This is a genomic window from Bradyrhizobium sp. UFLA05-108 (assembly GCF_059803455.1).
On record NZ_JBANAZ010000040.1, the window covers coordinates 72,777 to 86,156 of the forward strand.

Below are 13,380 nucleotides of genomic sequence, written 5' to 3' on the forward strand. Positions count from 1 at the left end.
GCACGAACGCCTCGGATGCCGGCCTGGAGAGCCGTGAGCGGTGGGCAAGGCCAGGCCCGCATCCCGCGAACGATCGAACTTGGATGTCGATTCGTAGGGGGCTGCTGATCTTGGGTTGCCTTGTCAGATGAGCGATATTCGATCAATCGAGGCGATCGAGTTTCGGCAGGCCATGCGAAATCTGGCCAGCGGCGTTGCCATCGTGGCGACCGGATCGGCACTTGAACGGCGCGGGTTAACGGTGAGTTCTATCACCTCGATTTGTATAGAGCCCCCTTGTTTGCTGGTCGGCATTAACATCAATTCCGGGACTCACGATGCGATACTTGCGACCGGCAGGTTTGGCGTCAGCCTTCTTGCTATTGATCATCAGGAGATCGCTCTGCGATTCGCCGGCCGGGATGGCTCCCAAGGTCTCCAGCGGTTCGATACGGCTACTTGGGATCAGGGGATTCTCGACGTACCCCTATTGCAGGGCGCAATCTGCGCGCTCGAATGCCTCTTGCACCATTACCAGGTCATTGGCACGCATGGGCTATTTATCGGCCGAACCGTTGCGGTGCGCCCAGGCGATGGCAATCCGCTTATCAACTGTCGCGGCAAACTTCGAACATTGCCACATGATTGAACGCAGTGTTTGCAATGGCCTTTTAGCGTTGACAGCTAGACGTGTGGTTGAAATGGATGGAGCCAAGTCATGATCGTAGAATGCTCGCCCGACCGCGGCATCCGTCTGACGGAGCCGCTCGACTTTTCCGGGTTCAAGCTCGTTTTGAGAGGTGCGCTCGGTGTTCCACCAAGGCTCGGAGGAATTACCGTCGTTGATCAGGACAATGCGTTGGTTCCTATCGATCTAGTGCCGAACCTGCCTGGTCGTCCGAACGACAATCGAGATTGGGACGTGGCCTACAGCCAGATGGTCGATCGTGCCCGCGAACGAGGCTGGATCGATCTCAAAGTAAATGCGATCCGTGCACACATCGAAAGAGTGGTCTGAAGCCTTCACCGCCCGAGCCATCGCGCGAGACGCTCACGCGCGCACGGGCATTATATATTCAGGCGTATCACAGATCATGCCCTGCAGCCGCTGGCATGAGAACGGCGACGCTGTCCCTGTTCTCAGCGCTCGCCATGATCGCCTCGAGAGAGGGGGGCTCAGGTAAGGCCTCGCCGTCTGCTGCCATACCTTCCAGATGAAGGGCCAAGGCTTCAGCGGCCCTGGCGCGCGCATCGTCCAGATCCGTACCAGCGGTGCTCACGCCGGGAAGATCAGGAAACGAGACGCCGTAGTCGCTGTCCGCGTCCTTGTGGATCAAAGCAAGGTTGTATCTCATGAAAGCTGCTCTCCGGGCCGATCGCTCTCTCTATGCCTTTCATTTTCAACTGTTCAGATGCGTTTCCAGAACTCTCCCGGGAGACGTCGGATGAGTCCACGCAGCACCTCGTTCGTTGCTTTGGGACGCTCTGCTCGAATAGAGCGGCCGAGTGACGTTCCTATTCGGGAACAAACAACCATAGACCGCGTTTCAACCAAGCTCGAGCTGTTTTGCAGATCGAGCAGAACGGCCTCAGCATTTGCCCCCCCGGGCCAATGAGGCCGTTTTTGCTTGGAGCTAGTTGGACACGTCGGGTGGGGGTTCGGTCTTGAGTTTATCCGTCTTGCACTGGGTTTGGACGATTGCCGTACTTGCGAGCCGGACGATCGGGATATTTCGAAGTTTTCAGAACAGGTCCATCCTAAATGCCGCCTTGTCGGCATTCATTCCAGGTTACGGGTTCGTCTATTTCGTTGTTGGGAAGCGAACGTCGCAGCGCCTGGTCGAGCGCGAAGATCCGGCGCGCGCTGATTTCAAGACCTGATTGGGACCCCGAGCGAGTCGCGGCTGATGCCCGCACAGCCAACCCGTACCACCGCCGGAAGTCCTGGGATTGACCTTGAGTGTCGGAGGCGAGACGCGGGTCGCCGCGAAGATCTGGCGTGCGCTGAATGCGCGGGAGGTTGATACCGCGACGAATATAACCGAGACTGGCTCTAGAACGATCGGAAACTGCATGACGCCCGTGATAGGCCTCGCTCGCTTGCGCATGTCGCATGATGGGCATTTCGTCGCGGAGGCGTTGACGGGTTTGGCGCCAGCAGGATTGCGAAGCAGAGGGATGAAGGTTTGACCCGACTAGAGGCTGTTCGGTGCCTCGTCGACCTAGCTCTCAGCAAGAAATCACCAAGAGCGCGTATCGCTAAGGGAAGGGTGTAGGAACGTCTGCGCTCGGTGGCGAGTTCGGCGCTCTGAACTTGCCCTCTGTCTTGTGGCGGCAGCTACCGGCCGCCGCCATTCGAAGGCGGCGCGCTGATGACATCGCATCGGCCATGCGCGAGGAGTACATGACGGGCCGCCTCGTCGGCAGCGGCGCCGCCGAAAATCACACCAAGACAAAGGTGTGAAGCGCGGCGCAATGAATAGATTAACGTCATGGCCCAGCGCTAACCTCAAAAGATACGCCTGCAACTATTCGATCTCCATCGACCGACGACGGGCCTCACATTTGGCCACGCCCGCAACGACTTCAGACCGAATGACGGTTGCAGTGTTCAATGAAGCATCTAGGGGAAGGTCACCAAATGCGAGCTGGCAGAGAAGATAGTTGGCACCCGCCTCTTCCAGATGATTAAGGAGCGTTTGTCGTACCGAAGCGGCCGTGCCCACAACGCACAACTCACTCTCGATTGCTGCATCGAAGGTCAAGGGCAGGTTTGATGGAGTTGGGATGTCATTTCGATCATAAAGGAACTTGAAGCTGTCGAGCCACCGATCGTAAGCAGGCTCTGCGAGTGAATAAGCGTCTGCTTCCGAATTTCCAGCCACGACCATTCGAAGCAAGCCAAGGAACGGAGACTGACCATTCGGGTCCGAGTGTTGCTCTCGATACGAGCGATATGCGTCAGTTACCCTTCGAACGGATGATGCAGGTCCAACGCTGGCGATATTCGCGCCGATCTCAGCAGCCCAGCTTGCCGAGCCTGGTTGATTTACGGCGATCCATGTCGGCGGGTGTGGCCGCTGATGAGGCGTTAACATCAGTGGAACGTCGTCCAACTGGAAATGGCTGCCTTCATAGGAGAGGGGGCCACCTCGCATGGCTTTAACAAGAATTTCGCTGGCTTCTGCATAACGCGCTGGCGCCGCATCTGCACTGACCCCGAAATATCCCAATTCAACCGGCAGGGAGCCGCGTCCGATGCCAAGCTCTAGCCGGCCGCCGCTCAAGTGGTCCAGCATACAGACCTCTTCAAATGCTCGCAGCGGATGATGAAGGCTAAGCAGCATGACCATCGGCCCGAAGCGAAGATGGGTTGTGCGTTGTGCGACGCTAGACAAGAACAGATTCGGCGAGGGGCTTCTGCCATGTGGAGTACAGTGGTGCTCAGCTAGATGATAAGCATAGAACCCCAGGCGATCGCATGCCTCGGCGAGCAGAAGGCGATCTGCATATTGTTGGGCGAGATCACGGCCATCCGCGTCCAGATGATCGAAGATGCCGAACGCCAGTGTTGAGGAAAAGGTATTATTCACTTGGCCACCTCGAGAATTGCAGCGGGAGAGCTAGGGCTTGGCTTCAGAGTGACGATCTCGAAATGTCACTGACGGCCGAGAAAAGCGTATCCATTTGCCGTTCCGTGCCGATTGTAATGCGTACGAAATTCTCGAGACCGTTCTCGGGGAAGAAGGCAACAAGCACGTTCTGCCTCTGCAACGCGGCCTGCCACCAGGTCCCATCGTGTCCTTCAGGCACGCGGGCTAGCACGAAATTGGCTTGGGAAGGCAGTATAGTGAACCCAAGTTTTGATAGCTCAATTGTCGTTCGCTCTCTTTCAAGGACGATTTGTCGATGGTTGTCCTCGAATGTGGATCGATGTGCAATGATGCTCGCGCCGACCGCATGACCAATTACATTCATGTTGAAGAGGTTCTGCATGGCACGAAGCCTGCCAACGAGCTCGGGGTGACCGAAGCCGAAGCCGATGCGAAGGCCAGCGGTGGCATAACTTTTCGAGAAAGTTCTCAGCAGCAGAACATTTGAATAGCGGTTAACGAGCCGTAGCCCGTTATCAGGCGCAAAATCGACATACGCTTCGTCAAGGACGATTAGTCGGTCCGATTGCGCTACGAACCTTTCGATATCGCCGATCGGAACGAATGTTCCCGTCGGGTTGTTGGGATTGGCTAGCACGATGAACTTGGCGTCTCTGGCTGGACCGAAAAGCAGTTGGTGCGTCGGTAGGGAATGGGCCTTACCCCACCCGATCTCCAGAAATTGAGCTTCGTGCAACATGGCGAGCTTTCGGTTGAACGAAAACCCCGGCGATATCATCGCGACGGTGTCGCCTGGAGCGAGGAAAGCTTTGTAGATGAGACCGAGAAGTTCGGACGATCCGTTCCCAGCAATCACCTGATCGGCAGAGAGACCGTAGGCACAGGCAGCCGCTTCTCTCAAGCCGGCGTTATCATCTTCCGGATACAAATAATGCTGCTCAAGGGCCGCAATCGCGCTTTGCTTGATGATTTCCGGTAATGGGAATGGGTTCTCGTTCATGTTGAGTTTGACGCAATTTGCGTCAAGCGCGGCGGGCGCGGGCGGCGGAACGTCTAGCTGTTTTGCCACGTGTGAAAGGGACGAGAGTGCGCTTAGCAGCCTTGCGTCTGACATGTGGTCGCTCCGTCGAAAAGCATGGGTTCTGAGCATGGCGATTGTCCGATTTGAGTGACACTCTGGTGCTTGGCTCACGTGCTTGCGCACCAACAGGCCGACTTGCCTCTTCACAGTCAGACGGCCCAGGGCTTCATCCGAATTTAGATGGAGATCCTAACAGTTGCACGAAGTGTACATCAAAACTGCAACTTGTGTAGACCCGATCGTGTTTTGCGAGGGGGCGATCCGGTCGGCTTGTGCGCTTCCGCGTGTCAAGCGAAGGAAAATGCGCAACTTGGATTGCTTTTCAACCCCAGCGGAGGCCTATGACGGGACTGGAGTACCGCATCGATTTGTCGATGGAGGCTGTCGGCGGTGAATTCATACAGAGCAGTGTCTGCTGGTCGGCAACGGCGGACCTCAAGCATGTCCGCCCCATGGGGGCCGTGATAGCGTGGCCGCTTTCCTGCAAACACACACAGATGCTCCCGGGCTCCTCCAAAGTGATCGAAGCGGATGGCGGACTGGCGCGGCGCCAACAACTGCGTTTGAGACATTCACAATCCTCGTTCGAACGTCATCGAAGGCCCCGATGCCCTACCAATTCTGGTAGTGTACAACTTGACCTTACGTTCGGTTCAAGGGGGTTCGATGGTCTTCGGACAATGTGTCTCACTCGCTACAACGTGACTCGAACGCGGTAAGGGCGGACGAAACCGCAAGCCAAAAATAATCTGGTCAAAGAAAAAGTGATCCACTCAATTGCGCGAACGGAATAGCTCAGAGTCGTATTGGATCTTCATTCATCGCTCAAGAGACGTCACCGACATGCAATCGCAGTAGAATTGCCCAAGATTGGCATTGTTGTTGCACCTGCAATGCAGCTGACGCAGGGCTGGTGACTCCGGTGCGACGACATGCCACGACCAGGGCGGAATGCGACGGAAGAGAACTTGTCATGAAGGATCTGAACGACGACAACAGCGTACGAGACACGGAAACTCTACTTTGTCACCTCGGTCGTGCGCCGGAAGAACACGCCGGGATGGTCAATGTGCCGATCTATCGCGGCTCTACCATTGTTTCGGAAACCTTGGAGGATTGGGACGATCGGAACAAAGACCATCCTAGCTACGGTCGCTTCGGCTCGCCCCTGTCTCGCGCGCTTGAGGCCGCAGTTTGCAAACTAGAAGGCGGATTTCGGTCAATTCTCTTTCCATCCGGGCAGTCTGCTTGCACTCACTCGCTGCTTGCGTGTTTGAAGGCGGGCGATGATGTTCTAATCAGCGACGGCGTTTACGCGCCTGTTAGAGCCTTCGCGGACAACGTTCTTGCGGCGCTGCAGATCAAGGCACGGTATTTCTGTCCAACGGAGCCGTCAGAACTGGCAGCAAAGATCAACGCGAATACACGGGCCATCTATCTGGAATCGCCATCGTCCATGACCTTCGAGGTTCAAGATGTGCCGGCACTCGCAGCGGTTGCACATCAATCGGACGCGCTTGTGATCATGGACAATACGTGGGCAACACCTCTGTATTTCAGACCATTTGATCATGGGGTCGACATTTCAATCCAGGCTGCGACGAAGTACATCGTTGGCCATTCCGATGCGTTCCTTGGCGTAGCCACTGCGAATGAAGCGGCATGGCCCACACTGAAGTCAACTGCGCAGCATTTCGGCGAAATTGGCGGGCCGGATGACATCTATCTGGGACTGAGGGGATTGCGTACTCTAGGTCTGCGCATGAATCGGCATTGGGAAAATGGCCTCATTCTCGCGCAAAGCCTGCAGACGCATCCAGCTGTCGACAGAGTGTTGCACCCCGCCCTTCCCAACGATCCCGGCCATACCATTTGGAAGAGGGATTTTCTGGGCGCCAGTGGACTCTTTGGGATTATTCTAAAACCAATGTCGCGGCCGCAACTTTCGGTTCTCTTCGGTAGCCTGCGCCTCTTTGGAATTGGTCTATCCTGGGGCGGGTACGAGAGCCTCGCGTTGCTTGTCGAGCCACCAAAGCGAGCGGAAGCCGCGCTTCCGTTCGCAGGACCGCTTATTCGCATCCACGCGGGCCTGGAGAGTTCCAACGAATTGATCGCGGACATGCACAATGCGCTGAACGTCGCCTGCGACGTTGCAGTCGATAGTATCGCGTGCCCGAAAGTGATCGAAGTCGACAGTCGATGCCAACTGGTCAGTTAGCCCTGGTGTTTTGATCTCAAGCCGATGTCGCAACGGCGTCATCTTCAGGCCACTGACGCTGGTTCAGCCCGCTACGCGCAATGCGCGCTACAGGGCTTTCCTTGGCTCAGCGCCAGAGGTTGGTCCTGGCAAGATCAATGACTTCGTCGCTCCGGCCATTCATGATCGCCTTGAGCATGTGCAAAGAAAAGCCGTTGGCGATCTCCATCGGTCACGGAAGGCGGCACGGCGAGCTCGGTCCGATTGACAACGGCATCGATTAAAGCTGGTCGCGTCATGTGCGAGCGCTGCGTCGATGCCATCGTCTACCTCTGAGGGATGTTCAAGGCGCTTGCCGCGCAAAGCATGCACGATCGGTGACTTCAGCCGCTCGCCAAGAGACAGCAGTTGTTCATGGGCACCGGCACAGCCGGAACCGCAAAGAACGGTCACTCGCTGAGTTCTGTTCAACATTGCAGTCAGGCCATCGAGTTCGGCGGTCGTCGGCAAGACCACCGGCTGTGGAGGCCGCAAACTAGCGGGCTTGGGCCGTGGCGCATCGAGCGCAGGACGAAGTGCGACGTCACCAGGAATGATAACAACGGAAACGCCGTTCCTTCCTATAGCCACGCGGATGGCTGCCTCAAGGATGCGTGGCATCTGATTGGCCCCAGAAACCAGCTCACAATAGTGGCTACATTCTCTAAAGATGATCTCCCGGTGGCTTTCCTGGAAATACGAGCCACCAATCTCGGCCGACGGAATGTGTGCGGCGATCGCGAGCACTGGCACGCGCGAACGATGACAATCAAACAGGCCGTTGATGAGATGTAGAGTGCCCGGCCCCCAGCTTCCGGCACAGACCGCGAGCTCGCTCCCGTCAGATGTGCCTCGGCACCGGCCGCGAAAGCAGCGACTTCCTCGTGCCGGAGGTGTATCCATTCGATGCGTCCCTGTCGGCGGATTGCATCGGTGAGGCCATTCAGGCTATCTCCGACAATTCCATAGATGCGCGTTATTCCCACCTCAGCAAGAGTGTTGGCGAACTGATCTGCGACAGTCTGTGCCATGGCGCATATTTCGTCCGGAGCTTAGCGAAGCGCGAACGTCTCGCAGACGTGTCTACGTCGGGGCGCGATATGGCCGGAAATGAATTGTTCGACTGCAATTCAGTCGCTGCCGGAATGATCGTCGCCGCGCGTGCAAGCCACCAGATCGAGCCAAGCCCTCGCGGCATGTGACAGATAGGCGCCGCGGCGCCAAATCATTGCAATGTGCCAGTCAGTATCGGCTTCTTCGAGCGGCACCCGAGCGATCGAAAGATGCTTGCGTTGCTCTGCGATCATCCGTGGCAGAAAGGCGGCCCCCATGCCCGTCGCAGCAAGCTCGACGATGAAATCAATCTGGCTGCTACGCGCGACGACACGCGGCTCGAAGCCGTGCCGTTGACAGGCGTCCAAAATCACGCGGTTCAATGCAAATCCAGCTTCGAAGAGGATGAGCGGTAACTCTCGCAATGCCGGAAGATCGAGAGATCGGCACCGCGAAAGCTTGTGGTCAACGGGTAGCAAAACAGTGAGCGGCTCGCGTTTGACGTCCTGCCATTCAAAGCCGTCCGACACGGGTAGAAGCGAGGCCGCAAGTTCGATCTCGCCTGATAGCAAAACCTCCTCGAGCCGCTCACTTCCGTACTCCACGAGCCGGATATCGATGCCTGGATAGCGTTCGCGGTAGATCGCAAATAGCTTTGCGAACAGAGTGCCGCTACCCACCGGTGGAAGACCGAGCTTGAGAATGCCGCATTTTAGACCGCGCAAATCGCCGAGTTCGGAAATCAGATCGTCCCGTTCCATCAGTAGCCTGATCGCACGGCGATAAACAATTTCGCCGGCAGCAGTAAGCTTGCTGCGGTGGCCGATCCGATCAAGCAGCGGCACGCCAATCTCGTCCTCAAGCTGCCTGACCGCCTTGCTAACGGTCGACTGGGTCGCGAATACGACTTTGCCGGCCTTGGAAAACCCGCCTTGCCGTACGACCTCCACGAAAGTGCGTAGTGTCCGAAGCTCCATGTGAATTCCAAAACTGAATAGACTCTAGTCAATCAATTCATTCGAGAGGGATCCGCAGGCCCGCGCCAGAGACCCGTACACCGGTCGATCCGCGACGGCAGGCTCCGTCAGATCGAAAAACTTTATTCTTGTTCTGCTCGTTGAGAGCGGTTTTCTGTTCTGAACGAGTTGCCCTACATATTGATCATGCTCTTGCGATTTGCGGAGAGGCCCGTGAGCCGCTCAACTCGCTGCACGATGCCGAAGTGTCGCACCGTGATGCTATGCTGGTGTCGCCCAAGACTGCAGGCGATCCGCTAGTAGCAGCATTCTGTTTGAATGCAATCGGGAAACCAGATCGGATCCGGTGACCAAACTTCCGCGCACCGTCTCTCTGCGCACCGTCTCGTTCTAAAGACAAGCAATGGACGGGTCCGATCGAACAATCGGCACGCGCTTGTGCCCGTGCTGGAAAAAGGCGGTACGTCCCCTGACTTGATTGATAGATCGAGAAAATTCTGCTGTATACCGCCTTGTGTTTCAGGCGCCCGAAATGCATTGCATGCCTTGGCGCGTCAGGTGCTCGATAACTGCTCAATCTTCGGCTCGTTCATCAAGAGCAAGGCGATTCGGGCGAGCAAAATCAAAATGTCCGCGAAGGTTTTGAAAAAATGAGGTTGCGCGATGAATGATTGCGCAATCTCTTCGCCCACGAGTGGTGCCGATGCTGCGCTAGGGCGATGGATCACTCCGCCATGTAGATCGAGCCGCAAAATCCAGTCGATATTGCGTTTGCACGCCTTCGTCGCGCCAGTGCGCTTTCATGTTGCATCGAGCGACAGATCGACCTGCGTTTGGTCGCGCGCCGCAGGTCGGTCTTCTTTTTGCCCTAACGCAGCCAAACGCCCTTGCAAGGAGCCGACCCGCTGGCGTTATGTTTGAAAGGAGAGACGGTGCAAGTGTTGCAGGTACGAGGTGGTGTTTTCGATCCGGAAGACCTTTCCACCTTAGGAAAGATATTTGATGAGGCGGTGGCGGCGCTGCCGGCAAGTATGCGAACTCCCATCAATCGAACGGAGATCGCTAAGCTTGTGCTTGGACGTACGGCCGCCGGTGAGGCCGAACTGATCCTCCTAAAGAGGCTGATGGTGGCCATTGCGTCTGTGGCTTAGCCGAGCAAAGGTTCAATTATTCTTTGGATAGATCGATGACGGCGTCATTCGACGTCTGCACCGCAGCGTGGTGGCGTGCATTCTGCATGTCATGTCCGCCTGCTGAGGCGCTCCTCGGAAGGCGAAGTTCGATATTGCGATCGAAAAGTAGGCGACAAGCTCTGCGAGGCGCCAAAACCCCTTGAACCTCACGTGACGTTAGGTTGTAGGTTCGTAAACTGAGCAACATGACCAGACCTACACCATTCAGGCGTCGTTGGCGACGCATCGGCGAACTTGCGGAGGCGACCGGCGTGACGGTGCGCACCCTACGTCACTATGAGCATACGGGATTGCTCGCCGCCTCGCAGCGTACGGATGGTGGTCACCGGATTTACGACTGTGAAAGCGTTAGAAGGGTTTATCACATTCTGGCGCTTCGCGAGCTCGGGTTCTCTCTTCATGAGATACGGAAAGCGATGGAGGGAAGAACTTCGCTTCCCGACCTGTTGAGCGAACAACTGGAGCGAGCTGAGATTCAGGTCGCGCGGGCAACCAAGTTGCGCGATCGGCTGCGCAACATCACCAAGAACACGGAATCGGATGTAAGTGTGGAAGAACTACCTGCCCGCCTTGATGCAATGTCGCGCGAGAGCTGCGGTCAAACGCGCCGGCGGGCACGCGCGCCCGATGACGCGGATCGATAGTAGGCGTGGACGAACTATTGAATTACGTGGACGAACGGTCAGACAACGCGAGTTTCCGATACGAGCATCAATAACCGCGACCAAGGTAAGAGAGCGGGAGCGAGTCTTGGCGCAAAAGCAACCAACGTCAGGGGCGTCAAATGGCAGTGTTTCGCATGAATCTAGTCGCCGGTGCAGCGGTCCTGGCTTCCGTGTTGGTCTCGGCCGCGTCCGCTGACGATGTTTACGTTGCGGTGGCTGGACCTATGACGGGAAACAATGCTGCGGTCGGTGCTCAGATGCGCTACGGCGCTAGCACGGCCGTGGATGACTTGAACTCCTCCGGATTGCTTCCCGAACTCAAGGTCAAATTGACTGTTGCTGACGACGCCTGCGATCCGAAGCAGGCCGTCGCAGTAGCCAATCGGCTGGCGGCTGACCAGGTCAGGCTGGTCGTTGGCCACTATTGTTCCTCTTCCTCAATTCCCGCCTCCGACGTTTACGCTGAAGCGGGAATTATTCAGATTTCGCCCGGATCAACCAATCCTCAGCTGACCGAACGAGGCCTCAGGACGATTTTTCGGATCTGCGGCCGTGACGACCAGCAAGGCGTGGTCGCCGCCGACTATATCCTGCGGCATTATTCCAAGAGCAAGATCGCCATCCTCGATGACCAGAGCACCGCTGGCAAGGGCATAGCAGATATCGTTGCGTCTCGTCTTCACGACGCGGGACTGCAGATTGTCATGCGGCAAAGCTACATGGCCGGCGAAAAGGATTACACGGCGTTGGTATCAAGGATGAAGAGGGAACGAATCGAAATCGTCTATATCGGTGGCGGCTACTACACGGAGATTGGCTTGATTGTGCGGCAAGCCGCAGACGCACAGGCGCGTCTCACCGTCATGGCTAACGATCCGCTGATGACCGGCGAATTCTGGGCGATTGCGAGCGATGCTGCAAACGGCACTCTCTTCACATTCATGCCAGACGCCACCCAAAACGCGGCGGCGGCCGACGTCGTAGCCAGATTGAGAGCATCACAGCGGTCCGCGGAAGGCTACACACTTTACGCCTATGCCGCCGTGCAGGCGTGGGCGCAAGCAGTGAAGCGCGCTGGCTCCTTCAACGCTCTGCGCGTGGCAAAAGCGCTTCGCTCGCAAGAGATTGAGACCGTAGTCGGCCAAGTGCGGTTTGATCCTAAAGGCGACAATGCGTTTCCCGGTTTCATAGTTAATCGTTGGCACGACAACACGATTGAGAGGGTCGAGTGAGCTGGATACGGGTGGCCGAACCAGCGACTTGAATATTAGCTAGTTCGCGTCTTATCGGACCAATCGTGTGCCCAATCGAGTCTTGCGGATGGCCGAGGAGGCGATCTGCGAATGGCAAACAAAATTGCCAAAAGGACACGAGGCGATCAACCAGTGGCCAGGTTCATCTGAGGGAATAGCGACGAAAGCCAGATCTGGCGTCAGCAATCAACGGCGCGTTGTTGTGTCAAAGAAAAATGGCCTTGAAAAGACTAGCGAAGAGATGCCGTGTTGACTTGTAAGCGTCATCAATCGGCATCTCTTCGCCTAACGGCTTACGATCCGCGGTTGTCGTTCCGGCGCATCCAAAGCTGTATCTCTAGCTAGCGAAGGGCGGGTCCGCGAGATGTCCTCGGCGTGTCTTAGGATCGGCGTGCGGAGGAACCAAACGCGCTGCCTCCTGCAACAATACCTCGCGCATCCATATGCTTGCTGGATCAGTATTGTGAAGGGAAGGCCATTGGACGGCTTCGGTGAAGCTTGGAAGCGGTAGTGGGAGTTTAGTGATGCGTAGCGGCATCATCTTTGCGAAATACTTCACAAGCGTGAGGGGCATCGTCGCTATTCGGTTGGTGCCAAGCAGCATGGGAGGGACCAAGCTAAAGCTCTGAACAACGACCTCAACGCGTCTCTTGAGGCCGTGCTCTTGCATAAACCATTCGTCTACAGCGGGCACGCGAGAGCGCCCGAACTTGACCGCAACATGGCCCATTGACATGTACTTATCGAATGTGAGTGCCCCCGATAGCTGCTTGTTCGAGCGGCAGCCGACGCACACGAGGGTCTCGTCAAAAAGGGTAGCTTTAGGGTGTGCGTCCGACATGTATAGCTCGGGCACGATGAGAAAGTCGATTTCGGCGCGTTGGAGAGGATGATCGAATGGGTCCGCGTGAGGCATCAATTCGAATCTGACGCCGGGCGCATCTCGCGAAACACGCTTCACGACATTTCGGAACCACACGATCGTAGCAAAGTCCGACAGGCAGATCCTAAAGCGCCGGTCGGATTCACTCGGCTTGAATGTATCCCTGGACGTAATGGAGAATTGGATGTGAAGCAGAGCCTCGCGCGTTGGGGCGGCGAGAGCTTCCGCACGTGGAGTTGGAATAAGTTCGCGGCCCTTCATCGTAAAGAGCTCGTCTTTGAAATATGTGCGCAGGCGTCCAACTGCCGCGCTCATGGCCGGCTGGCTCAAGTTGATGCTGCGAGCTGCCGCCGTGAGGTTTCGCTCGGTCATCAGCGCATCGAGCGCCACGAGCAGATTCAGATCCAGTCCTCGAAAACGCATAGTCACCTATCCGCAGTGTAGAT

11 protein-coding genes and 2 pseudogenes are annotated in these 13,380 nt (G+C 56.6%); 7 read left to right on the forward strand and 6 right to left on the reverse strand.

Annotated features, from left to right (window positions below):
* The first annotated feature begins 127 nt into the window (after positions 1-127).
* Both SO140_RS26965 and SO140_RS26970 read left to right on the forward strand, forming a co-directional pair.
* The gene (locus tag SO140_RS26965) at positions 128-628 is read left to right on the forward strand and encodes a flavin reductase family protein (protein ID WP_449380764.1); all 501 of its coding nucleotides are present in this window, start codon (positions 128-130) and stop codon (positions 626-628) included.
* 69 nt (positions 629-697) lie between these two features.
* Positions 698-997, forward strand: coding sequence for a hypothetical protein (locus SO140_RS26970; protein ID WP_449380765.1), 300 nt, complete (start codon positions 698-700; stop codon positions 995-997).
* 94 nt (positions 998-1,091) lie between these two features.
* Here SO140_RS26970 and SO140_RS26975 read toward each other — a convergent pair.
* The 3 genes and pseudogenes from SO140_RS26975 to SO140_RS26985 all read right to left on the reverse strand — a co-directional run.
* Positions 1,092-1,334 (reverse strand): annotated as a pseudogene (locus tag SO140_RS26975) (type II toxin-antitoxin system HicB family antitoxin); the annotation flags it as partial.
* 1,173 nt (positions 1,335-2,507) lie between these two features.
* The gene (locus tag SO140_RS26980) at positions 2,508-3,572 is read right to left on the reverse strand and encodes an LLM class flavin-dependent oxidoreductase (RefSeq protein WP_498543430.1); all 1,065 of its coding nucleotides are present in this window, start codon (positions 3,570-3,572) and stop codon (positions 2,508-2,510) included.
* A gap of 43 nt (positions 3,573-3,615) precedes the next feature.
* On the reverse strand, positions 3,616-4,707 hold the full coding sequence (locus tag SO140_RS26985; protein ID WP_449380767.1) for a pyridoxal phosphate-dependent aminotransferase: 1,092 nt from the start codon (positions 4,705-4,707) through the stop codon (positions 3,616-3,618).
* Between the two features lie 940 nt (positions 4,708-5,647).
* On the opposite strand from SO140_RS26985, the gene metC reads away from it, so the two are divergent.
* Positions 5,648-6,892, forward strand: a complete 1,245-nt coding sequence (gene metC / locus SO140_RS26990) for a cystathionine beta-lyase (RefSeq protein WP_498540889.1) — start codon at positions 5,648-5,650, stop codon at positions 6,890-6,892.
* 294 nt (positions 6,893-7,186) lie between these two features.
* Here metC and SO140_RS26995 read toward each other — a convergent pair.
* Positions 7,187-7,941, reverse strand: a pseudogene (locus tag SO140_RS26995) (thiamine pyrophosphate-binding protein); the annotation flags it as partial.
* A gap of 99 nt (positions 7,942-8,040) precedes the next feature.
* A complete protein-coding gene (locus tag SO140_RS27000) occupies positions 8,041-8,940 on the reverse strand; it encodes a LysR family transcriptional regulator (RefSeq protein ID WP_449384367.1) in 900 nt (299 codons plus the stop codon).
* Positions 8,941-9,872: 932 nt separating this feature from the next.
* On the opposite strand from SO140_RS27000, the gene SO140_RS27005 reads away from it, so the two are divergent.
* From SO140_RS27005 to SO140_RS27020, 4 genes are all read left to right on the forward strand, one after another.
* Complete coding sequence (locus tag SO140_RS27005) at positions 9,873-10,091, forward strand: hypothetical protein (RefSeq protein WP_449384369.1); 219 nt, start codon at positions 9,873-9,875, stop codon at positions 10,089-10,091.
* A gap of 227 nt (positions 10,092-10,318) precedes the next feature.
* Complete coding sequence (locus tag SO140_RS27010; protein ID WP_449384370.1) at positions 10,319-10,777, forward strand: MerR family transcriptional regulator; 459 nt, start codon at positions 10,319-10,321, stop codon at positions 10,775-10,777.
* 140 nt (positions 10,778-10,917) lie between these two features.
* The gene (locus tag SO140_RS27015) at positions 10,918-12,030 is read left to right on the forward strand and encodes a branched-chain amino acid ABC transporter substrate-binding protein (protein WP_498543431.1); all 1,113 of its coding nucleotides are present in this window, start codon (positions 10,918-10,920) and stop codon (positions 12,028-12,030) included.
* 88 nt (positions 12,031-12,118) lie between these two features.
* Complete coding sequence (locus SO140_RS27020) at positions 12,119-12,304, forward strand: hypothetical protein (RefSeq protein WP_498540893.1); 186 nt, start codon at positions 12,119-12,121, stop codon at positions 12,302-12,304.
* Positions 12,305-12,388: 84 nt separating this feature from the next.
* On the opposite strand, the gene SO140_RS27025 is transcribed toward SO140_RS27020, so the two are convergent.
* Positions 12,389-13,357 carry a LysR family transcriptional regulator gene (locus SO140_RS27025; protein ID WP_498540894.1) on the reverse strand — a complete coding sequence of 323 codons (969 nt, stop codon included), beginning with the start codon at positions 13,355-13,357 and terminating at the stop codon, positions 12,389-12,391.
* Positions 13,358-13,380 lie beyond the last annotated feature (23 nt).

Excerpts from the sequence above, each read along its gene's own strand:
- SO140_RS26970 (WP_449380765.1), top strand. The coding sequence starts at position 698 with ATGATCGTAGAATGCTCGCCCGACCGCGGCATCCGTCTGACGGAGCCG.
- SO140_RS26985 (WP_449380767.1), bottom strand. The coding sequence starts at position 4,707 with ATGTCAGACGCAAGGCTGCTAAGCGCACTCTCGTCCCTTTCACACGTG.
- SO140_RS27000 (WP_449384367.1), bottom strand. The coding sequence starts at position 8,940 with ATGGAGCTTCGGACACTACGCACTTTCGTGGAGGTCGTACGGCAAGGC.
- metC (WP_498540889.1), top strand. The coding sequence starts at position 5,648 with ATGAAGGATCTGAACGACGACAACAGCGTACGAGACACGGAAACTCTA.
- SO140_RS27015 (WP_498543431.1), top strand. The coding sequence starts at position 10,918 with ATGGCAGTGTTTCGCATGAATCTAGTCGCCGGTGCAGCGGTCCTGGCT.
- SO140_RS27020 (WP_498540893.1), top strand. The coding sequence starts at position 12,119 with ATGGCCGAGGAGGCGATCTGCGAATGGCAAACAAAATTGCCAAAAGGA.
- SO140_RS27025 (WP_498540894.1), bottom strand. The coding sequence starts at position 13,357 with ATGCGTTTTCGAGGACTGGATCTGAATCTGCTCGTGGCGCTCGATGCG.
- SO140_RS27010 (WP_449384370.1), top strand. The coding sequence starts at position 10,319 with ATGACCAGACCTACACCATTCAGGCGTCGTTGGCGACGCATCGGCGAA.
- SO140_RS26965 (WP_449380764.1), top strand. The coding sequence starts at position 128 with ATGAGCGATATTCGATCAATCGAGGCGATCGAGTTTCGGCAGGCCATG.